Genomic DNA, 21728 nt, shown 5'->3' on the forward strand with positions numbered 1-21728 from the left:
GCGATCAGTTGTGGAAGGGGCACCGGCCTTGGTCGGTGCCCTTCTTCTTTTTTGTCACGAAATTGGGCCGGATGTCGAGATCGGGCTCGTCGTACAGGCGGTGGAACGTCGGCGTGAGCGAGCTGGACATGGGCGGGTTCACCCATGACCAGTCGGTCGGGCACTTGCGCCCGGCCTTGTCCTCACGCGCGATGTGATCGATGAATTGCTTTGCGACAGTGTGATGGTCGACCATGATGACGCCGGCCTTGCGGTAGCTGTGGATAACTGCACGGTTCAGTTCGACCAGTGCGCGGTCCTTCCAGAGCGTGCGGTCGTGGCTCATGTCGAGCTCCATCATCGCTCCGATGGTGGGCAACATGTTGTAGCGATCGGTGTCGCTGAAGTTGCGTGCGCCTACCTCGGTGCTGACGTACCAACCGCTGAACGGCGTGCAGGGATAAACGATTCCGCCGATGTCGAGGTTCATGTCCGAGACCGCAGGGACGGCATGCCATTTAAGCCCCAGATCAGCGAACCAGCTGTATTCGGGGTGCTCGATCTCGACCTCGAGAACCAGGTCGGTCGGGACGTCGAAGTACTGCAGGGGTTCGTCGGGAACCGAAATCAGTACGGGGAGAACGTCGAACGGCGTACCGGCGCCCTTCCACCCCATCGCGGTGACCTGAGCAGTCAGATCGACGTGCCACGGGTCGCCCAGAATGGTGCCGTCAGGCTGCCGGTAGCCGGCGTAGCGGATCAGTTGCGGGCTGAGGATTCGGTACTCCTGACCGTCCTCGCGGGGGAGTGGCCCGACCGTCACGACCGACTGCAGAGCGCCGCCGTTGGTCGACAGTCGCAGGTGCTCCCAGCATGCTTCGGCGAGAGCGGAAGCCGTGACGGCATCGCGCGCGTCGATGAGTTTGAGGGTCCGCCAATGCGCGCGACCGACGCACCTGGCGTGGTTTCGCCACGCGAGTTTGGCGCCGACGAGCAATTCCTCCGCTGTGTGCGTGTAGGTGCCGGTCCGATGGAGTTCACGCAAGGCCTCACGCCGCCGAGACGTCGGGAGGTGGCCCAGTTCCGGAGAGTCGAAAAATTCGACGCACTCGAGTTCCCGACGTTGAAGCTCGGTCAGCGTCGGGGTAGTGGAGGCGATCTGGGACGTAAGCCCGCTATCGGTGGGCAATTCGTCCTGTCGAACAAAATCCACGGCACGACTCCTGTTTGGCTGGTTGAGATTTCGCTGAACGTTAGCTCGGCGATCGAGAGTGTCGAAGCTCTTGTTTATCTTGCACGCAAGAATAAGAAAGGGACGGTCACACCGCGAAATGGGGTCGCATTGTGACACTTGTCCAGAATGATTTACGAGTCAGACATTTGTGACATAAGCTGCAGACGAAATTCCGCGGCGGGTCTTGCCGCGTCTAGTCGGGACGAGGATGAGCGTGGATTCGCAAGCAATCTCTCTGGTCCGGTCGAGCTTCAAATCCGTCGCTGCGGTAGAAGATGGTCCGGAACGGCTCGCCCGTACCTTCTATTCGATCCTGTTCGCTCGATCGCCCGAAACCCGGGAGTTCTTTCCGGCAGCGATGGATGTGCAGCGTGACCGGCTTGTCAGCGCTATCGCTCACGTCGTCGAACGCCTCGACGAGTCCGACGCGATACTCGAGTACCTCGCACAGCTCGGCCGCGATCACCGTAAGTACGGCGTCACCGACGAGCACTACACGGCAGTCGGCAATGCCTTGATCGAAGCACTCGAGACCTTCGGTGGCGCCGAAATGTGGACCGACGAGGTCGACAGCGCGTGGCGTAACGCGCTCGCGATCATCTCGGCGGCGATGATGGATGCCGCCAACGCGGAAGACGGTCCGCCCGCGTGGAGTGCCACGGTCATCGAATGCCGCCCGGTCATCAAGGGCGTCGCCGTCGTGCGGCTGCAACTCGACCAGACGATGGAGTACCGCGCCGGTCAGTACGTCAGCGTGCAGGTCGCCGCGAGGCCACGGATGTGGCGCTACCTCTCTCCGGCCACGCCGTACGACGGGACCGGAATCCTCGAGTTCCACATCCGCCAGGTCACCGGCGGGTGGGTCAGCCCGGTCATGGTGAACCAGACCGCTGTCGGTGACACCTGGGTGGTCGGTTCGCCCATCGGCGCCTTGGGGATTCCGGAGAACTCCAAGGACCTTTTGATGATCGCGTCGGGAACAGGTGTCGCGCCTCTTCGCGCTCAGATCCTCGAACTGATCCGACGCGGCAACACTCGCAAGGTCCAACTGTTCTACTCCGGACAGCATCCGTGCGATCTCTACGACCTTCCGCATCTGTGGAAGCTGGCCGAGAAGTACCCGTGGCTCACGATCATCCCGGTCTCCGAAGAAGACGAGAATCCGTGGTGGCACACCGAAGCGGAGCCACTGCCGCCGATCGGCATGAAGCGGCGCATCGTCGGCAAGGTCGGTAAGGTCGTGACCTCGTTCGGGGACTGGGCGGGCTACGACATTCAGGTCGTCGGCAGCGAATCCATGGTCAACAGCACCAAATTCAGGCTTCGCGCAGTGGGCATCGACGTCGATACCGTTCGCAACGACCCGACGTACTGACCGTCAGTACGGATCGAACTGAATGACCTCGGCCGGCGTTCCGGCCTCGATCAATCGATCACGCGTCGACCGAACCATGGCCGCCGATCCGCACACCAGGACCTGATGTTCGGTGAACGCACCGTACGACGCGACGACGTCGGCGAGCGTGCCTTCGATGAGATGATCGTCGCCGAATCCGATGTCGACGTTCAACCGGTCGAACCATCCGTCGGGCGGGCCGCCGTCGGAGAGATCTTCGACGACAGGAATGGGCTGCAACCACGGAAACTGGTCGGCGAGCAGCCACAGCATGTCCGCAGCGTAGAGATCACGAAGCGTTCGGCCACCGAAGAAGAGGTACACCTGCGGCGGGTTCGGGGTCTGAGCCAGATCGAGAATGATCGACCGGAGTGGGGCCAAACCGGTTCCGCCCGCGACCATGATGACGGTGGGGCCGTTCTCGTCGACGGACAGGTTGCCGCGCGGGTCGAGGATCTGCCAGACGTCACCAGGCTGGGTGTCCTTGACTATCGAACCGCTGACCCAACCACCGGGAACCGTCTTGACGTGAAACTCCAACTTCCCGTCGTGTGAGGGAGGCAGTGCGGGGGAGAGTCGACGGAGCAACCGCGAATTCTGCGGGACGCTGACGTCGACGTACTGGCCCGGTCGGAACGGGACGACGTCGCCGACAAGACGAACAACCGCCAGATCCTCACGGAGACGGTGATGTTCGACGACTGTGCTCGACCAGGTTCGCTGGGCCATGAAAGTTCTCCTGTAGTCAGTAGAGCGGGTCGTGCCGGATCTGGTCGAGCGGAGTTCCGCCGGCACGCAAGGCGTAGACGGTTGTCTTGATCATCGACGGTGACCCCGAGATCTGCACCTGACGGTCGGCCCACGAACCGAACTGCGCGACCACTTTTCCGATCGGTCCGATCAGCCGGCTGTGCATTCCGAACGGTGGTTCGAGCACCGGTCCGTTGTGCCACCAAGGGTTTTCGGGTTCTTCGGAAACCGGCACGACGGTCAACCACGGGTTGCTGAGCGAGATGTGCCAGAGGGTTTCGAGGTCGTACAGATCGCAGGGATAGCGGCCGCCGACGAACAGGTGCACGCGCGGGTTGTGCGCGCGTTGAGACATTTCCATCACCTGTGCCCGCAGTGGAGCGATACCGGTGCCGGACCCGATCATGAGAACGTCACGGTCGCTGGTGAAGTCGACCTCGAGGCCGCCGAGGGGAGTTGACATGACCCAGCGGTCACCGACGTTGGTTTCGCTGACGATCGCGGGGCTGACCCATCCTCCCGACACCTTGCGGATGTGGAACTCGAGCTGACCGAAAGGGTTGGTCGGAATCGCCGGTGAGTAATACCGCCACATTTTCGGGCGCTGGGGAATCTGAACACCTACGTATTGCCCCGCCCCGTACGGAATGGGTGGGTCGGCTTCGAGGCGAACAATCGCCAGATCGTCGAGGACTCGTTCGTGGCTGACCACGGTTGCGCCCCAGAGCGCCGGGGTCGTATCGGATTCGGCGCCGTCGGCCATCGTGCCGACGACGAGGTCGGTGAACTGAGACCAGGCCTCGTCCAGTTCCGGCGTCCACTTGTAGCGGCTGTGCGCGCTCGTGCCGTACATCGACCGAACCGCGCGCTTCAGAGCGACGCCGGCGGCCTCGTAGTGCTCACGCTCGACGCCGTAGCGACGGTGGTCGCGGCCGAGTTGGGTGAGGAACTTCCGGATTCGGCGATGCTGGGGCAGATTCTTCACGACGAACTCGATGGCTCTGAAGAAACGGTGGCCCTGCGATTCCATCCCGGCGGGGAACAATGAGCGGTACAGAGGATGTTCCGCAAAGAGGCCGGTGTAGAACACTGCCGAGAAGTGCGCACGGCTCTCTTCGTCGTCGGTCAGAGAATCGAGGCTGGATTGCAGACGGGCGATCACTGTCGGATCCAATCCATCCCCCTTTCGCACCAGCTGCAACTCTCGCCACAATTCTAGTACGGCTGAAAATGTGACCTACGAAACCAACTCGGCCTGGCGAAAACAAACTTGAGCGGAATAGACTCAAGTTTGTCCGCGTTGAGCATATTGACACAGTCGCAATACCAACCGGTCGCGGCTCTTCCCGTTCGACTTCGCCAGAAAGGTGACAAGTGGACTCGTTCACACCAACAACCAAGACCCAGGCTGCGATGACGGCTGCACTGCAGTCGGCGTCGTCGGCGGGTAACCCCGATATCCGGCCTGCCCATCTGCTGGTCGCATTGCTCGACCAGACCGACGGCATCGCTGCCCCACTACTCAAAGCTGTAGGCGTCGACCCCACGGTCGTACACCGTGAAGCACAGGCAATCGTCGATCGCCTGCCCAAGACAACCGGCGCAAGCTCCACCCCGCAACTCGGGCGTGAGGCACTCGCGGCACTCACTGCTGCTCAGCACCTCGCCACCGAGATGGACGACGAATACGTCTCCACCGAGCACGTCCTCTACGGACTGGCCGGCGGGGACTCCGACGTCGCACAGTTGCTCGTACGGCACGGCGCCACCCAGGACGCATTGCGTGAAGCCTTCACCACCGTCCGCGGCAGCGCTCGCGTCACCAGCCCGGAGCCCGAAGGCACCTACCAAGCGCTGGAAAAGTACTCCACCGACCTCACCGAAGCTGCACGTAGCGGCAAGCTCGACCCGGTGATCGGTCGCGACACCGAGATTCGCCGTGTCGTGCAGGTGCTCTCGCGTCGTACCAAGAACAACCCGGTACTCATCGGTGAGCCCGGCGTCGGCAAGACCGCGATCGTGGAGGGCCTTGCCCAACGCATCGTCGCGGGTGACGTCCCGGAATCGCTGCGAGGCAAGACCGTCGTGTCCCTGGATCTCGGGTCCATGGTCGCCGGTGCCAAGTTCCGCGGTGAATTCGAAGAACGCCTCAAGGCTGTCCTCGACGACATCAAGAACAGTGCCGGACAGGTCATCACCTTCATCGACGAGTTGCACACCATCGTCGGCGCCGGAGCCACCGGTGAATCCGCGATGGACGCAGGCAACATGATCAAGCCGATGCTCGCCCGTGGTGAGCTACGGCTGGTCGGTGCGACCACACTCGAGGAGTACCGCAAGTACATCGAGAAGGACGCAGCACTCGAGCGTCGTTTCCAGCAGGTGCTCGTCGGTGAGCCCTCGGTCGAGGACACCATCGGTATCCTGCGCGGCCTCAAGGAGCGCTACGAGGTGCACCACGGCGTGCGCATCACCGACTCCGCGTTGGTGGCGGCTGCCGCGCTGTCGGACCGCTACATCACGTCGCGGTTCCTGCCGGACAAGGCCATCGACCTCGTGGACGAAGCCGCATCGCGACTTCGTATGGAGATCGACTCGCGTCCCGTCGAGATCGACGAGGTGGAACGCACGGTTCGCCGACTCGAAATCGAAGAAGTGGCACTCGAGAAGGAAACCGACGACGCGTCCAAGGCGCGGCTCGAGAAGCTGCGTCAGGAACTCGCGGACGACCGCGAAAAGCTCAATCAGCTCAGCACCCGCTGGCAGAACGAAAAGCAGGCCATCGACTCGGTGCGCGTGCTGAAGGAACAGCTCGAAACCCTGCGAGGAGAGTCCGAACGCGCTGAGCGTGACGGCGATCTGGGCAAGGCAGCCGAGTTGCGCTACGGCCGTATCCCGGCGCTCGAGAAGGAACTGGAAGAGGCAGCAGCCGCTTCCGGAGCTGCCTCCGACGGTGACGTGATGCTCAAGGAAGAGGTCGGGCCCGACGACGTCGCAGACGTGGTCGCAGCCTGGACCGGAATCCCCGCCGGCCGGATGATGGAAGGCGAAACCGAGAAGCTGCTCCGCATGGAGTCCGAACTCGGCAAGCGCGTCGTCGGCCAGACCGACGCCGTCGTCGCCGTCTCGGATGCGGTTCGCCGCGCCCGAGCAGGTGTCGCCGACCCCAATCGGCCCACCGGTTCCTTCCTGTTCCTCGGCCCGACCGGCGTCGGTAAGACGGAGCTCGCCAAAGCCTTGGCGGACTTCCTCTTCGACGACGAGCGCGCGATGATCCGCATCGACATGAGCGAATACGGTGAGAAGCACTCGGTGGCCCGACTCGTCGGTGCTCCTCCGGGATACGTCGGCTACGAAGCCGGTGGCCAGCTCACCGAAGCAGTTCGACGACGCCCGTACTCGGTGGTCCTCTTCGACGAGGTCGAGAAGGCACACCCCGACGTGTTCGACGTCTTGCTCGCAGTACTCGACGAAGGCCGACTGACCGACGGTCAAGGCCGCACGGTGGACTTCCGCAACACCATCTTGATCCTGACCTCCAACCTGGGATCCGGTGGCACGCGGGAGCAGGTCATGGATGCGGTACGCCACGCGTTCAAGCCGGAGTTCATCAACCGTCTCGACGACGTGGTCATCTTCGACTCGCTCTCCGAGGAGCAGTTGGAGCACATCGTGGACATCCAGCTCGAGCAGTTGCAGAAGCGTCTGGCTGCGCGTCGTCTCACCCTCGAGGTGAACGGTGCGGCTCGGATGTGGCTCGCAGTGCGCGGCTACGACCCGCTGTACGGCGCTCGGCCATTGCGTCGACTCGTTCAGCAGTCGATCGGCGACCAGCTCGCCAAGCTGCTCCTGGCCGGCAAGGTCCAGGACGGCGACACCGTGCACGTCGGTGTCAGCGAGGACGCGGATCAGTTGGTTCTCTCCTGATTCGGTAAGCGGAATGCCCCGTCGATCCACTTGGATCGGCGGGGCATTCGCATTTTGTTCTACCCTGGATGGCTGGATGCTCGAACCGGGGACGAGTGCACCCGCGCCTCTCCGAACGACTTCGACGCTCTTTCGTCCCAACCGAAGGTGAGCCAGGCATGACCGATCAGAACGATCCGCGTAACTCGGGTGGGCCGCGCCGTGAGGATCCCGAGGCGACCGAGGTGTGGGGGCGTACGCCCGACCAGCCGACGGAGCAGTACGGGACGGTGTCCGGCCAGAATCCGAACCAGCCGACGGAGTATTTCGGTCAGCCGCCGGGGGCACAGCAGTATCCGGGGGCACAGCAGTATCCCTACGGGGGCCCGGATCAGAACACGGAGTACTTGGGGCAGCAGGGTCAGCAGGGGCAGCAGCCGAATCCCACTCAGGCGTTCCCTGCCTACAACCCGCAGTTCGATCCGCAGGCGCCGCCGCCTGGTGCGACGCAGGCCTATCCGCCGTACACCGCTCAGCAGTACGGGAACCCGGATCAGTACGGGAACACGCAGCAGTACGGAAATACACAGCAGTATCCGGTTGCCGGTGGTGGCGGTGGAGTTCCGCCGGAACAGCCGTTCATCGACGATGGATCGTCGGGCGGCGGTAAGAAGCGCAAGCTCGCGACGTGGGTGGCCGCCGGTGTGGTCGGGATCCTGGTCGCCGTGATCGCGATCATCGCGTTCTCGGCGTTCGGCTCGAACGACAAGGGCACCCAGACCGCTTTCGTTCCCCCGACCACCACGACGCAGGCGCCGACCACGACACCGCCGAAGGCCAGCACCACGGCGCCGACTCCGACGGCGGATTCTCCGCTCAGCCAGCTTCCAGGCGGGCTCGGCGAAGTCATCGGTGACGCCGGGGGAGCCGTCGGCACCGTGAAGTCGAACGACGGCGGCACGTTGGTCATCGATTCGATCGGGGGTTCGCAGGTGACGATTCTGACCACAGCGGACACCACGCTCATCGCGCTCAACCGCGCCACCATCGCCGATCTGCAACCGGGAGACAACATCGTCGTGGACGGAACGCCGGTGGAGAACGGCACGATGACCGCCAACACGATTCTGAGTACGTCGCTGCCGAAGTTCGGCAACTGAGTCGTTCACGACACATCGGGCGAGTCCACCAGGGTGTCGCGGGAGGTTGAGGCCGCGAGTCGCTACCCTGGAGGGTGATGACTGGAATGTGGTTCGGACTGGCAGCAATTGCACTCGCAGGCGCGGGTGCGCTTCTGTACGTCGACAGGACGAGGCGAGATCAATCCGGGCGAGTGCGTCAGATCTGGGCCAAGGCGCAGGGTTACACGTACACGGCCACTGACGATCAGCTGGCAGGCGAATGGCACCGCGCGGTCATGGCCAAGCAGGACTACCTCACTGCTACCGACGTCGTCCGCGGCCGCCGTCGCGGAGAGCAGTTCGTGCTGTTCGACCTGGAGGAGACCGCAACCATCGTGGCTGTTCGCCGCGAGATCGGGTCGGACGTCGACATCGATCTTCGGTTGAAGTCGACGGCTCCGCCCAAGGACGGCGACCTGAACCTGTTGGGTGCGATCGGTTCACGAGTCGTCTTCGCGACCGATCTCGAGATCGCACGTCGTGTCTGTGATCAGCGCATGGTGGCGTTCACCGAATCGGTTCCGCCGTCGATCAGCATGCTGTGGAGCGAAGGGCAGTGGACGCTCGGTTCGCTTCCGGTGACCAGTAACGGCCGGGACTGGGACGCGGCAATCGAGTCGGTTGCGCGCCTGTCCGGCATTCTGCATGTCCTGCCTCCCGTCACCGATCCCAACGAACTCGAGGTCGATCACGATCCGAGCCGCCCGCGGCCGGGCGCCGAGAAGTCTCGCCCAACTCCGGATCCGGTAGAACAGCCCCGTTCGCGTCAAGAGCAGCCGCCCCGTGACGCTCCGCCGCGTGAATTTGCCCCGCGTGAGTCCGCACCGCGTGAGCCCGCACCGCGGGAATCTGCGCCACGTCCGGATCAATCGCTGCGCAAGCCCGAGGCGGCTGACAAGCCGGCTCAGCGCCCGGCGTCGCAGCGCTCGGGCACAATTCGCCCGGTCGACTGACCTTTAAGGTTCCCGTCCAGGCGCGATAACCACTAGCGTGGCCGGTATGTCGACTTCCCACTCGGATCGCCCTGTGCGTCCCGTTGCCCTGGTGACCGGACCCACCTCTGGTCTCGGCGCCGGTTTCGCCAAGAAATACGCCTCCCTCGGATACGACCTGGTTCTCGTCGCACGTGACGAGGTCAGATTGCACGACCTCGCGTCCGAGTTGAAGACGATGTTCGGCACCGAGTCGGAGATTCTGGTTGCCGATCTCGCATCGGAGGCCGGACGCGACACGGTCGCGCTTCGTTTGGAGAAGGGCGTCGAGGTGTTGGTGAACAACGCCGGATTCGGTACCTCCGGCGAGTTCTGGACCGCCGATCCGGCGCTCCTTCAGTCTCAACTCGACGTCAACGTCACCGCCGTGATGCGGCTGACCCGTGCGGCGCTGCCCAGCATGATCGCGTCGGCGCACGGAACGATTGTCAACGTGGCGAGCGTCGCGGGCCTGCTGTCCGGGCGGGGTTCGACGTATTCGGCAAGCAAGGCCTATGTCATCTCGTTCACCGAAGGGCTGTCCGGCGGGTTGGCCGGGACGGGAGTGCGCGTGCAGGCGCTGTGCCCGGGCTTCATTCGCACCGAGTTCCACGAGCGCGCGGGCATCGAGATGTCCACGATCCCCAAGCCGATGTGGCTGAGCGTCGACCAGGTGGTTGCGGCGTCGATGAAGGATCTCGGTGACGACAAGGTCATCAGTATTCCGGGATTCCAGTACAAGGTCCTCACGACGGCCGGGCGTCTCGTTCCCAAGGGGCTGGTTCGCCGGCTGACCAACATCGTCGGACGTGGCCGCGGGCGGACGTAGCCCAGAGGCGGAAGCCGGACGTAGCCCAGAGGCGGAAGCCGGACGTAGCCCAGAGGCAGAAGCCGAACACAAGGCAGTGGTCGGTAGGCTGAGCACTCATGAGCGATCGTGAGGATTTGGCTGCGCTGGTGCGCGAATTGGCTGTTGTACACGGAAAGGTGACGTTGTCCTCGGGCAAGGAAGCCGATTACTACGTCGACCTTCGCCGCGCGACACTTCACCACAAGGCAGCGCCGCTGATCGGCTCGCTGCTGCGTGAACTGGTCGCGGACTGGGATTTCGACGCCGTCGGCGGTTTGACGATGGGCGCCGATCCGGTCGCTATGGCAGTGATGCACGCTCCCGGCCGACCGATCGATGCGTTTGTCGTCCGCAAGGCCGCGAAGGCCCACGGGATGCAGCGCCAGATCGAGGGCCCGGACATCGTCGGCAAGCGTGTCCTGGTTGTCGAGGACACGACCACGACGGGCAATTCGCCGTTGACAGCAGTGAAGGCCCTGCGCGAGGCAGGGGCCACCGTGGTCGGAGTCGCTACGGTCGTCGATCGCGCCACGGGTGCGGATGCGGTGATCGGTGCCGAGGGCGTCGAGTACCGCTCGCTGCTGGGCCTGGAAGATCTGAACCTGAGCTGACGCCCCGTGAGTGGTTAAGGAGTCCCTGCACTCCTCAACCACTCACAGGGGTCAGTCGCCTACGGTGACGGCGAGTGCTTCGTCGACGCTGTGCGGCGCGGGATCGTGGTCGTCGACGTGAGCGAGAACCTTACGTCCGCTCGACAGGACGAATACGGCGGCGAGGGTGAGCACCGCGCCGACCCAGAACGGCATGTGGACGTTGGATTCGCCGAGCTTGCCGGCTACCCACGGAGCAGCGGCGCCGCCGACGAATCGAACGAAGCTGTAAGCAGCCGAGGCGGTCGACCGCTCCACGGGTGCTGAGATCATGACGGTTTCGGTGATGAGTGTGTTGTTCACGCCGAGGAACAAACCGGCGAGGACGACACCGACGATCAATACGATCTTGTTCTCGGTGAAGAGCGCCATCATGCCCAGGTCGAGTGCGAACAGGGTCAGTGCCAGCATCATCATCGGCAGGGTGCCGAAGCGTCGTTGCAGGCGAGGGGCGAGGAAAACCGACGAGATCGCCAGCATCAGGCCCCAACCGAAGAAGATGAATCCGATCGGGTACGCCCCCATGTCGAGGGGGAACGGCGTGTACGCGAGCAGCGTGAAGAATCCGTAGTTGTAGAGCAGCGCGGTGATGGCAACGGTGAGTAGCCCGCGGTGCCGCAACGCCTGGAAGGGCGCAGCGATGGACGTGTGGTGTTCGGGCTTGGGTGCGCTCGGAAGCATCACCACGATGAGAATGAAGGCGACCGCCATCAGGGCTGCGACGCCGAAGAACGGTGCGCGCCAGCTGATGTCACCGAGAACTCCGCCGACCAGCGGTCCGACTGCGATACCGATGCCCAATGCAGCCTCGTACAGGATGATCGCCCGTGCCACGCCGCCGCTGGCCGCGCCGACGATTGCCGCGAGCGCCGTTGCGATGAACAGTGCATTGCCGAGTCCCCAGCCCGCACGGAATCCGACGATCTGGCCGATGGTGCTGGAAGCGCCTGCCAGAGAAGCGAACACGATGATGATGGCAAGGCCTGCAAGAAGTGTTTTCTTGGCGCCGATGCGGCTGGACACCACACCGGTGATGAGCATGGCCACGCCGGTGACGAGCATGTAGCTGGTGAACAGCAGCGAAACCTGCGACGGTGTGGCGTCGAGTTGTTCGCCGATCGGTTTGAGGATCGGATCGACCAATCCGATACCCATGAAGGCGATGACGCTGGCAAAGGCTACCGCCCACACCGCTTTCGGTTGTTTCAGGAGGCTCGGCGGAGCCTCGTTCTGGTGCGTTGATGTCGCGGTCGTGTTGCTCACGGCCACCTCCTTTTTCAGTGGTGGGTGTTTCAGCTGGGATCGGAAGTCTTGATGATGGACCGCAATTCGGCCAATCCGTCGGCCAGTTTCTTGATCTGCTCGGGCCCGAGTTCGACGAAGTGGGGGACTAGAGCGTCGGCGATCTCGTTTCGACCGTCGTTCAAGATCTTTCGGCCCTTGTCCGTCATGGCCACTCGAACTGCCCGGGCGTCCTCGGGGTCGGCGCGGCGTTCGACGTAACCGTTCTCGCCGAGTTTGCGCAGTAGTGCAGTGGCAGAGGGCTGCGAGCTTCTGTCGAGTCGAGCGAAGTCGCTGATCCGCATTTCGCCGTATTCCTCGAGTAACGAGAGTGCGCGCAGCCAGGCGCGTGGGTACTGATCGGACGCGAAGGAGCCTGCCAGCTTCGCGAAGCGGTGCGTATTGCTCACGAGGTCGACGAGTAGTTCGTGCAGTTGCTGTTCTTCGTCTGTCACGAAGAACATTATTGCATAGGTTAACTATGTAAATCAACGAGTCCGTGGAAGGTGGTCCGTCACGGCGGTGGCTACCAGCGACGGCACATCGAGGTCGGGTGCGACGAGTGCGAGGCTTCGATTTGCCGCCAGCACTGCGATGCCGTGGGTTCCGGTCCAGATGTTCAACGCAGATGTGGTGGGATCGGAGGCGTCGGCCTCTTCGGTCAGGGATTGCAGGGCGGCGAAGAGTGGGAGAGAAGACTCTCGGAGGTTGCTGCCTGCGCCCTCGAGGAGGTCGTGGCGAAACATCAACTCGAACATCGCCGGTCGCTCCTGGGCGAATGACACGTATTCGATTGCTGCCGAGATCAATCGGCTACGAGCGGATTGTTTGCCGGCGAGGACGGGATCGAGTCTGTCGGCGAGATCGCGCAGGCCGTGTGAGGCAATTGCGGCTAGCAGGCTGTTGTGGGTCGGAAAGTATCTCCGCGGGGCGCCGTGCGACACGCCCGCCCGACGCGCTATCTCCCGTAGCGTCAGTTCTGTGGCGCCGTCGGCATCGAGAATCTCGACGCCGGTGGCGACGAGTGTTTCGCGAAGGCTGCTGACAGTCATGGAAGACAGTGTCTACTATTCTTGTCGTAGACACTGTCTACTAGACGGAAAAGGTGATGCCCTGTGCTCTATTGGCTGTTCAAATACGTCCTGATCGGCCCGGTCCTCTGGCTGTTCGGGCGGCCGACGATCGAGGGTCAGCACCACATCCCCAAGAAAGGGCCGGTGATTCTCGCCGGCAACCATCGGGCAGTCGTCGACTCGTTCTTCCTGGTTCTCATGGTGCGCCGACGCATCACCTTCGTCGCGAAGAGTGAATATTTCACCGGGACCGGTGTGAAGGGCGCGATGCAGCGCTGGTTCTTCGGTGGGGCCGGTCAGGTGCCGATCGACCGTAGCGGCGCCGACGCCTCCCGTGCGGCGTTGGACACGGCCATCGGGATTCTCGACAAGGGTGGTGTCTGGGGGATCTACCCCGAGGGAACACGATCACCCGACGGTTGCCTGTACAAGGGAAAGACCGGAGCGATTCGAGTTGCATTGGAAACCGGGGCGCCGGTCATTCCCGTCGTCGTACACGGCGGCGACGCAGTCAACCCGCCGGGTACGCGGATGTGGCGCTTCAGCAAGGTCCGGATCACGGTAGGGGAGCCGATCGACTTCTCTCGGTACCGCGAACTTCGTGGCTACCAGGCCGTCGTGCGTGCGGCGACGGACGAATTGATGGCAGTGCTCTGTGACCAGTCGGGGCAGGAATACGTCGATGTCTACGGCGCGGACGTCAAATCCGGCGATGCCGCCTGAGTGACCCAGTACGGTCGCTGTTGGACGTGTAACCAACAGGAGGATTGTGATGGCGGGCAAGTGGGGCATCGAGCACGCAGTTTTTGCGGCGGCGACGGCAGCGACAGTGGTCGGGGCAGTAGTCGGTAACGAGCGGGTTCAGCAGATCGCGAAGCCGTTGATCGCACCCGCTCTGGCCGCCCGAGTGCTGCGCAAGCGCTCGGAGACGGAAACTGCCGATACCGCACTGCTTCTGGCCGGTCTCGCCGCTGCAACTGTCGGCGACGTGTTCATGATCGACCCGGACAACGATGCTCGTCTGATCAAGGGCGCGTCCTCGTTCGCGGTGATGCAGGCCAGTTACTCGGCGCTCCTGCTGCGGCGCGGCGCTCGGCCGACCCGCGCTGCCCTGCGGCCCCGCATCAGCGGTTGGTCGACGGCGTCCGGACTGCTCCGTGCCAAGGCCCCGAGCGTGTCGACGCCGCTCACCGGATACGGATTGATGTTGGGAACCACCTCGACGTTGTCGGCGGACCCCGCTCTGGCACCGCAGTCAAAGGCCGTGCTCGACGTAGTCGTCCCGAACAAGGATCGACGCTCCTGGCTCGGATTGGGCGGAGTGCTCTTCACCGCATCCGACGGACTGATCGTGGTGCGTCGTCTGTTCATCCGCGGGACCGCCGGCCGCGCTGCTGCCGAGGGTGTGATCCTGGCGTCGTACGCGGGAGCGCAGCTGATGCTGGTGGAAGGCATGTTGGCGCTGGGACGCAAGAAGAGCGTCTAGTCTCTCACGGGCACAGCATGATTCGGTCTCGGTTCTTCGGGTCCACCATGACGGTGACCGTGGATCCGGGAGTGATCTTGTCTTTGTACTCGGGTCGGATCTCGTACTCGATCCGGCCCGAGTACGAATCGGAACCTGGAACCGTGAGGTGGAGTGCGAGCTTGGCCAATTCGCCGTCGACGGTTCGGCGCAGGGGTGTGACGGTGTCGATTCGTGCCCACCCTTCGAGGCCGTGCTTTTCGAGTTTGCGCTCGGCGCGGGTCGGGCGGTTGGCCCATGCCATTCCGAATCCGAGAACCGAGCCGAAAGCGGCGAGCAGCCCGCCGATCTGATAGGGCAGCGTGCCAGGTGGGGTGTGCTCGACCAGCCATCCGAGCCACACGGCGAGCACGATCAGATACCCCACCGCGATGAAACACACGGTGTGTACGACGCGACGGTGATTCATCAGATTTCCTCCACATCCAGGATAGCCTGACCGGATGAGCGAACCGAACGTCTTCATCACCGGTGCTGCGGCTGGAATCGGGCGGGAGACGTCGCTGTTGTTCGCGCGCAACGGATACCGCGTCGGCGCGTTCGACATCGACGACGCCGGCCTTGCCTCCTTGAAGGCCGAGATCGACGGTTTCGGCGGCAGTGTCGTGACGGGTGTCCTGGATGTCACCGATCCGGCGGGGTGGGCGCAGTGTCTGGCCGATTTTGCCGGGGAGTCCGGGCGTCTGGACATCCTGATCAACAATGCGGGCGTGCTCTCGTCGGGACGGTTCGAGGATATTTCTCTTGCGGCGCATCGCCGAATGGTCGACATCAACATCACCGGCACCCTCAACGGCACGCACACGGCTTTCCCGTACCTCCGCGATACCGTCGGCGCTCAGGTGGTCAATCTGTGCTCCGCTTCGGCGATCTACGGCCAGCCCGAACTGGCGACGTACGGTGCAACCAAGTTCGCGATCCGCGGCCTGACCGAGGCGCTCGATCTGGAATGGGCACAGCACGACATCCGTGTTCTCGCGCTCTGGCCGTTGTTCGTCCAGACCGCGATGGTCACTGGAATGGACACCGGAGCCACCAGATCGTTGGGTATCAAGCTGACTGCAACCGACGTCGCGCAGGAACTGTGGGCGGCCACACGCGGCGCCGGACGGATGCACAAGGTTCACTACCCGGTCGGAACTCAGGCGAAGCTCTTCCTCAGCGCGTCGCGGTTCTCGCCCGCGTGGCTCTCACGGCTGATGAACAAGCGCGTCACCAGCACTTAGTCGACCGCACGATAGAGTGCACTGTCGGCTGTTGCTGGGCCAAGATGACGTGTGTGGAGGTAGTCGGGTGGTTCGTGTTCGGGTGGGGTTCGTCTTGTTGGGCGTCGGGTCGGCGCTCGTGCTCGCAGGGTGCAGCGGGGAGGCGGATTCAGCGCCGACCGTAGCGGCGCAGCCCAGTTCGTCCACCACTACCGCAGTGCCGACGACAACGACCACCGTCGCGCCCGTCGTCCCCACGACCACCGAACCACCGACCACGACGCTGCCACCGACGACGACACTCACGGACGTGCAGTTCGAGCGCAACGAGTCGTACTACTTCACCACTCCCGACGGAAACTTCCAGTGCGGCATCATCAAGTTGCCCACCAGAATCGAAGCCGGGTGCGAGGGAACGACCACTCCCGTTCCGCCGCGGCCGGAGAGCTGCATGGTCAACTGGGGCAACGGTATTCGCGTCACCGACGAGGGTGAGGGTGCTTTCATGTGTTCGGGCGGAGAGGTGTACACCTCTGGCGGCCCCGACGCCGATCCGGTGTTGGCGGCCGGTCAACCGCTGAGCAAACTGGGTTTCACCTGTACGACCACCGCGACAGACGTCTCGTGTGTCAACGATCAGACCACGCACGGCTTCACCGTGGCTGCAGATTCCAACGAGGTGTTCTGATGTCCGAAGTCGCAGCTGACGACGTGTCCGGCGGGGCCAGTGAACCGGGACCCACCGAGTGGGGCGAGAATCCCAACGGCGTCGGACCCTGGGCCGAGGAGCACGACACGGAAGCGCCGACCGACGCGCGCTACGACCCGGTACTTCTGGCCGAGGGTGATCGTCGAAACGTCTTGGACGAGTATCGGTACTGGACGCGGGAAGCGATCGTCGAGGACATCGACTCGCGCCGTCACACGATGCATGTCGCCATCGAGAACTTCGCGCACGACGCCAACATCGGCACGGTGGTCCGCACGGCCAACGCGTTTGCCGCGGCCGCGGTCCACATCGTGGGGCGTCGGCGCTGGAATCGGCGGGGCGCCATGGTGACCGATCGATACCAGCACATCGTTCACCACGCAGACATCAGCGAACTCGTCGAGTACGCCCGTGAGAATTCACTCACGATCGTGGCCGTCGACAACACCCCGGGGTCGGTGCCGCTGGAAACGGCAAGCCTGCCGCGGGAGTGCATCCTGCTGTTCGGTCAAGAAGGCCCCGGAGTGACCGATCATGCGAAAGAGGTTGCGTCCATGACGGTCTCGATCGCACAATTCGGTTCGACTCGCAGCATCAACGCCGGTGTCGCGGCCGGCATCGCGATGCACGCGTGGGTACGTGAGCATGCCGATCTCGCCGATTCCCGCTGATCTCGCTCGCGAATTCCGGCTAGCGTGTAGCGCCTCGACCAGACAGGATAGGTAGTTATGCAGGAAGTGTGGGCAGAGCGGGCCGATGCGGCTGAGGGCGCGATAGTCAGTCGTCACCTTCGGCGCCTGTGGGGAATGCCCCGGACAGCACTCGGCGTGGTTGCCTGGCCTGCTGTTCGACGCGAGCGGATGTTCAAGCCGTGGCACTACTGGTGGCAAGCGCACCTGCTCGATACTGCGATCGACGCACTCGAACGTGACCCGACCCCCAAGCGTCGTCGCCGGGTCGCGAAGGTTGCCCGCAGTGTGCGGGTCCGCAACGTCTCGGCGTGGACCAACAACTACTACGACGACATGGCGTGGCTGGGCCTCTCGCTCGAACGTGCTCAACGCATGTTCTCGGTCGATCACCGAACCGCGGTTCAGGCGCTCGAATCGCAACTCTTCGATTCGTGGTCCCCGGCCGACGGCGGCGGTATTCCGTGGTGCAAAGGCTCCGATTTCTACAACACGCCGGCAAACGGACCCGCCGGAATCATGCTGGCGCGCACCGGAAAACTCTGGCGTGCGCAGGCAACGGCCGACTGGATCGACGAGACGCTGCGGGATCCGGACTCCGGACTGATCTTCGACGGTATCCGCCGCGACGGCACCCTCGAGCGCGCGATCTATTCGTACTGTCAGGGCGTCACGCTGGGGTTGGAAACCGAGTTGTCGACGCGATTGGGCGAACCGCGCCACCGCGAGCGAGTCCATAAACTCGTCGACGCGGTGTACGACGGCATGACCGAGTACGGAGTTATCACGGGCGGTGGCGGAGGCGACGGCGGGCTGTTCAACGCAATCCTGGCTCGCTACCTCGCGTTCGTGGTGGTGAACCTGTCCTGGGAGACTCACGAGGACCTGCGAGCGCGCGAACTCGCAGCGCAGATCGTTCTGTCCTCCGCGGAAGCGGCCTGGAACAACAGACTGCAGATCGAAGGTCTGCCGCTGTTCGGGCACGACTGGACCAAGGATGCTCAGTTGCCGAGTCTGTCCGGCGACATCGCCACCTTCGCCGCCGGAACCGTGCGCTCGTCGAGCGTGCCCGAGCGAGACCTCTCGGTGCAGGTAGGTGGGTGGATGCTCATGGAGGCGGCATTTGTCGTCTCGGCGGCTGGATACCCGCGTAAGCGTTAGGCTTTTCCCTCATGGAATCCCGGCACGCGGTCGACACGGACGGCGTACGTCTTCACATCGATGTCGGTGGGGCAGGGGCGGACGTTCTGGTTCTCTCCGGCGGCCCGGGATGCGTTCACTATCTTGCTCACGACGAGCTGGTTCCGGAAGGAATGCGCGCGTGGTGCCCTGAGCCACGCGGAGTCGGCCGGTCCGGTGGCGGCGCTCATACGATGGCGCAGGCGGTTGCGGACCTCGAACTCGTCCGACGCACGTTCGAGATCGACAGTTGGGTCGTGCTGGGGCACTCGTGGGGATCCGACTTGGCGGTGCGGTACGCACTCGACTGTCCGGAATCGGTGTCCGGCGTCGTCGGCGTCGCGGGGCACGGCCTCCACAAGGACCGGACATGGTCGAAGCAGTACGAAGCGGGAATCGAGCCGGACCCGCAGATACCTTGGGAACCTGTTGTCTGGCAATCGCTTCAAGAATCGTTCATCGAATGGATCCATGAACCACAGCTGTTTCGGCAGTTGGCCGACTCACCAGTGCCCATGACATTTCTCGCGGCGGCCGACGACATTCGCCCGTCGTGGCCGTTGCAGCAACTGGCCGAGCTCGTGCCTAACGGTAGTTTCGAGGTCGTCGACGGTGTCGCGCACAACTTCTGGCAGTCTCACCCGCTCCTGTGGAGGAAGATCGTCACCGAGGCTTGTGCTGCGCACTCTCGGCTCTCCTGATTTCCACCAGGATCCGCTCCGCGACGGTCTGGTATCCCAGGCTCCGATTGACGGTCAGCATCGGGTGATTCTCCGCGTTCACCGTTGTGTAAATCTTTCGCAGGGAGGGAAATTCAGCTGCCAATACAGACGCTTGTTGCTCCTTGACCCACTGAGCGAGACCGTGCCCGCGGTGCTGGGGAAGTACCACGGTGTCGTGCTGCGATGCGTGGGTGCTGTCATGTTCGTCCACCGTCACCACTGTCGCTGCGGCTACTTCGCCGACGCTGTCGTCGACCGCGCAGCACACCAGGAGGACTCGAGAGCCGTCCGTCATCTTCTGTTCCCACGATCTGACCTCGTCGGCTCCCCAATTACGTTCGGGTATCTGCAGTTCGGCGCCCGGCGCGTCGAGGAGTCGGTTCAATGCCTCCGAGAAGGAGTGGACCAGCTCGTCCGGGGTTCGGTTGCGCCAACTGACGATTCGATAGCCGGGGCGGGTGCTGTGTGCGGTGGGAGGGCTGAGGTGCTGAACCTGGTTGGCCAACCGAAGCAACACGCGGTGACCGTCGAACGATCGCAGGAAATGCTCGGCTGCGCTTCCGACGAGCGCCGTCACTCTGATTCTTCGCACGCCGAACCCGGCGATGTCGACTTCGACGAGTTCGGCAAGCGCTCGTCCTACCCCTCGTCGCTGCGCGTGGGGTGTCACGTACATCCGAAACTCTGCGAGATCGGCTTCGGCCGAGTTGCGTCGTGCCTGGGCGATGCCGAGGACCTCGTCGGTGCCGGCGTCGCGTGCAATCCAACGCCGTACATCGGCCGAATTGTCTTCGGCCTCGATCATTTCCATCAGCGCAGTCGCTGTCGGCGCAGTCCCGGACAGGTGACGCTGGCCTTCGGCGAACACCTCACACCACTGATGAAGAACAGTTGCTGTCGCTCCGGACGGTACGAACTCGGCTACAACTACGCGGCTCACCCATGTGACGATACCGACCTGCCCACCCTGAGTTGGAATCACGCGAACCCTAACCCTGTCGGACTGCGGCGGCAGTTGCCAGCATTCAGGCATGTCTGATTCTCCGCGCCAACTGAGCCTCAACGCGTTCATCCACCCCGCCGGTCATCACGAAGCGGCGTGGCGTCATCCGTGGACAACCCCGGAACGTCTGTTCGACGTCACGTATTTCCAGGAGATCGCTCGCACTGCTGAGGCGGCGAAGTTCGACGGAATCTTCTTCGCCGACGGTCCCGCGTTGCGCAGCGACGTCGAGCACGGTCCCGCAGGGACATTGGAGCCGATCACCTTGTTGACGGCCATTGCAGTGGCGACCGAGCGAATCGGATTGATCGCGACGGCGTCGACCACGTACTACGAGCCGTACAACCTGGCTCGGCTGTTCGCCTCGCTCGACCACATCTCGAACGGACGCGCGGGGTGGAACATCGTCACCACGGGTACGGATCTGGCGGCAGCCAACTTCGGGCTGGCCAAGCACCCGGATCACGGGGACCGGTATTCGCGCGCACGGGAATTCGTCGACGCGGTGGTGCGGTTGTGGGACAGCTGGGAGGACGACGCGATCAGTCTGGACCGGGAGAACGGAATCTACGCGGACAGAAACAAGATTCACGAGATCAACTACGTCGGGCGGCATCTGCGGGTGCGGGGACCGTTCAACGCACCGCGAACTCCGCAGGGATACCCTGTGCTGGTGCAGGCCGGTGCGTCCAACGACGGTCGCGCATTTGCCGGTCAGTACGCAGAGGCGATCTTCACAGCGCACCAGAGACTTTCCGATGCTCAGGCGTTCTACACCGACATCAAGTCGAGGGCTGCGCAGTTCGGGCGTAACCCCGACCACGTCAAGATCCTGCCCGGAATCAGCCCGTTCATCGGTGACACCGAGGAGCAGGCCAAGGCGCTCGAGCGAGAATTCAACGAGTTGACCTCGCCGGAGTACGGCCTCGCGCAACTCGGTGCACTCACCGGGGCCGATGTTCGGAATCTGGAACTGGATGCACCGGTTCCTGTCGAATTGTTCGCGGCTGCAGGGGATGTCACCGACAACAAGCAAAGCAGATTGCAGGTGATCGCCGGCATCGTCGAGCGCGAGCGTCCGACGGTTCGTGGCCTCCTTCATCGATTGGCGGGTGCGCGCGGGCACCGGGTGTTTGCCGGAACCGCCGAGCAGGTAGCCGACACGATCGAGGAGTGGTTCACGAGCGGTGCTGCTGACGGCTTCAACGTCATGCCGCCGTACTACCCGGGTGGGCTCGAGATCTTCACCGAGCGTGTGGTCCCGATCCTGCAGGATCGCGGTCTTTTCCGGACCGAATACTCGGGTACGACCCTTCGTGATCATTTCGGTTTGCCGAGGCCCGAGAGCCAGTTCTCGGGTAGTGCCTCTGCAGTGCAGTAGGCCCGCCCGCTGTTGTCGATAATGACAATGGTTACCATTAAGGA

At 63.4% G+C, this 21728-nt stretch carries 22 protein-coding genes; 14 read left to right on the forward strand and 8 right to left on the reverse strand.

All coding sequences use genetic code 11. From position 1 onward, the window contains the following. Positions 1-4: 4 nt before the first annotated feature. Positions 5-1192, reverse strand: a complete 1188-nt coding sequence (locus RhoBH5_RS19500) for a nitric oxide synthase oxygenase (RefSeq protein ID WP_042924169.1) — start codon at positions 1190-1192, stop codon at positions 5-7. A gap of 235 nt (positions 1193-1427) precedes the next feature. Here RhoBH5_RS19500 and RhoBH5_RS19505 point away from each other — a divergent pair, with 235 nt between their 5' ends. Then, complete coding sequence (locus tag RhoBH5_RS19505; RefSeq protein ID WP_003944359.1) at positions 1428-2588, forward strand: globin domain-containing protein; 1161 nt, start codon at positions 1428-1430, stop codon at positions 2586-2588. A gap of 3 nt (positions 2589-2591) precedes the next feature. On the opposite strand, the gene RhoBH5_RS19510 is transcribed toward RhoBH5_RS19505, so the two are convergent. Beyond that, the gene (locus tag RhoBH5_RS19510) at positions 2592-3338 is read right to left on the reverse strand and encodes an FAD-binding oxidoreductase (RefSeq protein WP_003944435.1); all 747 of its coding nucleotides are present in this window, start codon (positions 3336-3338) and stop codon (positions 2592-2594) included. A 16-nt stretch (positions 3339-3354) separates the two neighbouring features. Further along, positions 3355-4551, reverse strand: coding sequence for an FAD-binding oxidoreductase (locus RhoBH5_RS19515; RefSeq protein ID WP_007726748.1), 1197 nt, complete (start codon positions 4549-4551; stop codon positions 3355-3357). 182 nt (positions 4552-4733) lie between these two features. Here RhoBH5_RS19515 and clpB point away from each other — a divergent pair, with 182 nt between their 5' ends. From clpB to pyrE, 5 genes are all read left to right on the forward strand, one after another. Next, positions 4734-7286, forward strand: coding sequence for an ATP-dependent chaperone ClpB (gene clpB, locus RhoBH5_RS19520; protein ID WP_007726750.1), 2553 nt, complete (start codon positions 4734-4736; stop codon positions 7284-7286). Positions 7287-7444: 158 nt separating this feature from the next. Further along, positions 7445-8425 carry a hypothetical protein gene (locus RhoBH5_RS19525; protein WP_270008697.1) on the forward strand — a complete coding sequence of 327 codons (981 nt, stop codon included), beginning with the start codon at positions 7445-7447 and terminating at the stop codon, positions 8423-8425. Positions 8426-8511: 86 nt separating this feature from the next. Further along, on the forward strand, positions 8512-9399 hold the full coding sequence (locus tag RhoBH5_RS19530; protein WP_003944407.1) for a hypothetical protein: 888 nt from the start codon (positions 8512-8514) through the stop codon (positions 9397-9399). Between the two features lie 46 nt (positions 9400-9445). Continuing rightward, positions 9446-10246: an SDR family NAD(P)-dependent oxidoreductase gene (locus tag RhoBH5_RS19535; protein ID WP_037131478.1), complete on the forward strand. Its 801-nt coding sequence runs from the start codon at positions 9446-9448 to the stop codon at positions 10244-10246. A gap of 98 nt (positions 10247-10344) precedes the next feature. Then, positions 10345-10878, forward strand: coding sequence for an orotate phosphoribosyltransferase (pyrE, locus tag RhoBH5_RS19540; RefSeq protein WP_003944385.1), 534 nt, complete (start codon positions 10345-10347; stop codon positions 10876-10878). A gap of 51 nt (positions 10879-10929) precedes the next feature. On the opposite strand, the gene RhoBH5_RS19545 is transcribed toward pyrE, so the two are convergent. Genes RhoBH5_RS19545 through RhoBH5_RS19555 form a run of 3 tightly spaced genes read right to left on the reverse strand, consistent with a single transcriptional unit; the run spans position 10930 to position 13250 of the window. Next, positions 10930-12186, reverse strand: a complete 1257-nt coding sequence (locus RhoBH5_RS19545; RefSeq protein WP_003944384.1) for an MFS transporter — start codon at positions 12184-12186, stop codon at positions 10930-10932. A gap of 23 nt (positions 12187-12209) precedes the next feature. Then, positions 12210-12653, reverse strand: coding sequence for a MarR family winged helix-turn-helix transcriptional regulator (locus RhoBH5_RS19550; RefSeq protein ID WP_003944339.1), 444 nt, complete (start codon positions 12651-12653; stop codon positions 12210-12212). A gap of 33 nt (positions 12654-12686) precedes the next feature. Then, positions 12687-13250, reverse strand: coding sequence for a TetR/AcrR family transcriptional regulator (locus RhoBH5_RS19555; RefSeq protein ID WP_007726755.1), 564 nt, complete (start codon positions 13248-13250; stop codon positions 12687-12689). Positions 13251-13313: 63 nt separating this feature from the next. Between RhoBH5_RS19555 and RhoBH5_RS19560 the strand changes: the two genes are divergently transcribed. Beyond that, a complete protein-coding gene (locus tag RhoBH5_RS19560; RefSeq protein ID WP_003944312.1) occupies positions 13314-13994 on the forward strand; it encodes a lysophospholipid acyltransferase family protein in 681 nt (226 codons plus the stop codon). 49 nt (positions 13995-14043) lie between these two features. Then, positions 14044-14757, forward strand: coding sequence for a lysoplasmalogenase (locus RhoBH5_RS19565; protein ID WP_007726757.1), 714 nt, complete (start codon positions 14044-14046; stop codon positions 14755-14757). A gap of 4 nt (positions 14758-14761) precedes the next feature. Here RhoBH5_RS19565 and RhoBH5_RS19570 read toward each other — a convergent pair whose 3' ends face one another. Further along, complete coding sequence (locus RhoBH5_RS19570; protein WP_007726759.1) at positions 14762-15205, reverse strand: hypothetical protein; 444 nt, start codon at positions 15203-15205, stop codon at positions 14762-14764. Between the two features lie 34 nt (positions 15206-15239). On the opposite strand from RhoBH5_RS19570, the gene RhoBH5_RS19575 reads away from it, so the two are divergent. The 5 genes from RhoBH5_RS19575 to RhoBH5_RS19595 all read left to right on the forward strand — a co-directional run bounded on the left by RhoBH5_RS19575 (position 15240) and on the right by RhoBH5_RS19595 (position 19279). Continuing rightward, positions 15240-16022 (forward strand): SDR family oxidoreductase, encoded by a 783-nt coding sequence (locus RhoBH5_RS19575; RefSeq protein ID WP_003944309.1) that lies wholly within the window; start codon positions 15240-15242, stop codon positions 16020-16022. Positions 16023-16089: 67 nt separating this feature from the next. Then, positions 16090-16689, forward strand: coding sequence for a DUF6636 domain-containing protein (locus tag RhoBH5_RS19580; RefSeq protein ID WP_003944380.1), 600 nt, complete (start codon positions 16090-16092; stop codon positions 16687-16689). Beyond that, on the forward strand, positions 16689-17381 hold the full coding sequence (locus RhoBH5_RS19585) for a TrmH family RNA methyltransferase (protein WP_270008698.1): 693 nt from the start codon (positions 16689-16691) through the stop codon (positions 17379-17381). The genes RhoBH5_RS19580 and RhoBH5_RS19585 overlap by 1 nt, the downstream gene beginning before the upstream one ends. Positions 17382-17438: 57 nt before the next feature. Further along, a complete protein-coding gene (locus RhoBH5_RS19590; protein WP_003944321.1) occupies positions 17439-18560 on the forward strand; it encodes a glycoside hydrolase family 76 protein in 1122 nt (373 codons plus the stop codon). A gap of 11 nt (positions 18561-18571) precedes the next feature. Then, positions 18572-19279 carry an alpha/beta fold hydrolase gene (locus RhoBH5_RS19595; RefSeq protein WP_270008699.1) on the forward strand — a complete coding sequence of 236 codons (708 nt, stop codon included), beginning with the start codon at positions 18572-18574 and terminating at the stop codon, positions 19277-19279. Here RhoBH5_RS19595 and RhoBH5_RS19600 read toward each other — a convergent pair. Further along, positions 19242-20240 carry a GNAT family N-acetyltransferase gene (locus RhoBH5_RS19600; RefSeq protein ID WP_270008700.1) on the reverse strand — a complete coding sequence of 333 codons (999 nt, stop codon included), beginning with the start codon at positions 20238-20240 and terminating at the stop codon, positions 19242-19244. The genes RhoBH5_RS19595 and RhoBH5_RS19600 overlap by 38 nt on opposite strands. A gap of 91 nt (positions 20241-20331) precedes the next feature. Between RhoBH5_RS19600 and RhoBH5_RS19605 the strand changes: the two genes are divergently transcribed. Beyond that, entirely contained in the window at positions 20332-21684 is a 1353-nt protein-coding gene (locus tag RhoBH5_RS19605) for an LLM class flavin-dependent oxidoreductase (RefSeq protein ID WP_058038543.1), read from the forward strand. Positions 21685-21728 lie beyond the last annotated feature (44 nt).

The sequence above is a fragment of the Rhodococcus sp. BH5 genome (assembly GCF_027583855.1).
GTDB classification, from domain to species: domain Bacteria; phylum Actinomycetota; class Actinomycetes; order Mycobacteriales; family Mycobacteriaceae; genus Rhodococcus_F; species Rhodococcus_F qingshengii.

Excerpts from the sequence above, each read along its gene's own strand:
- RhoBH5_RS19510 (WP_003944435.1), bottom strand. The coding sequence starts at position 3,338 with ATGGCCCAGCGAACCTGGTCGAGCACAGTCGTCGAACATCACCGTCTC.
- RhoBH5_RS19525 (WP_270008697.1), top strand. The coding sequence starts at position 7,445 with ATGACCGATCAGAACGATCCGCGTAACTCGGGTGGGCCGCGCCGTGAG.
- RhoBH5_RS19530 (WP_003944407.1), top strand. The coding sequence starts at position 8,512 with ATGTGGTTCGGACTGGCAGCAATTGCACTCGCAGGCGCGGGTGCGCTT.
- RhoBH5_RS19535 (WP_037131478.1), top strand. The coding sequence starts at position 9,446 with ATGTCGACTTCCCACTCGGATCGCCCTGTGCGTCCCGTTGCCCTGGTG.
- pyrE (WP_003944385.1), top strand. The coding sequence starts at position 10,345 with ATGAGCGATCGTGAGGATTTGGCTGCGCTGGTGCGCGAATTGGCTGTT.
- RhoBH5_RS19555 (WP_007726755.1), bottom strand. The coding sequence starts at position 13,250 with ATGACTGTCAGCAGCCTTCGCGAAACACTCGTCGCCACCGGCGTCGAG.
- RhoBH5_RS19565 (WP_007726757.1), top strand. The coding sequence starts at position 14,044 with ATGGCGGGCAAGTGGGGCATCGAGCACGCAGTTTTTGCGGCGGCGACG.
- RhoBH5_RS19570 (WP_007726759.1), bottom strand. The coding sequence starts at position 15,205 with ATGAATCACCGTCGCGTCGTACACACCGTGTGTTTCATCGCGGTGGGG.
- RhoBH5_RS19575 (WP_003944309.1), top strand. The coding sequence starts at position 15,240 with ATGAGCGAACCGAACGTCTTCATCACCGGTGCTGCGGCTGGAATCGGG.
- RhoBH5_RS19585 (WP_270008698.1), top strand. The coding sequence starts at position 16,689 with ATGTCCGAAGTCGCAGCTGACGACGTGTCCGGCGGGGCCAGTGAACCG.
- RhoBH5_RS19590 (WP_003944321.1), top strand. The coding sequence starts at position 17,439 with ATGCAGGAAGTGTGGGCAGAGCGGGCCGATGCGGCTGAGGGCGCGATA.
- RhoBH5_RS19595 (WP_270008699.1), top strand. The coding sequence starts at position 18,572 with ATGGAATCCCGGCACGCGGTCGACACGGACGGCGTACGTCTTCACATC.
- RhoBH5_RS19605 (WP_058038543.1), top strand. The coding sequence starts at position 20,332 with ATGTCTGATTCTCCGCGCCAACTGAGCCTCAACGCGTTCATCCACCCC.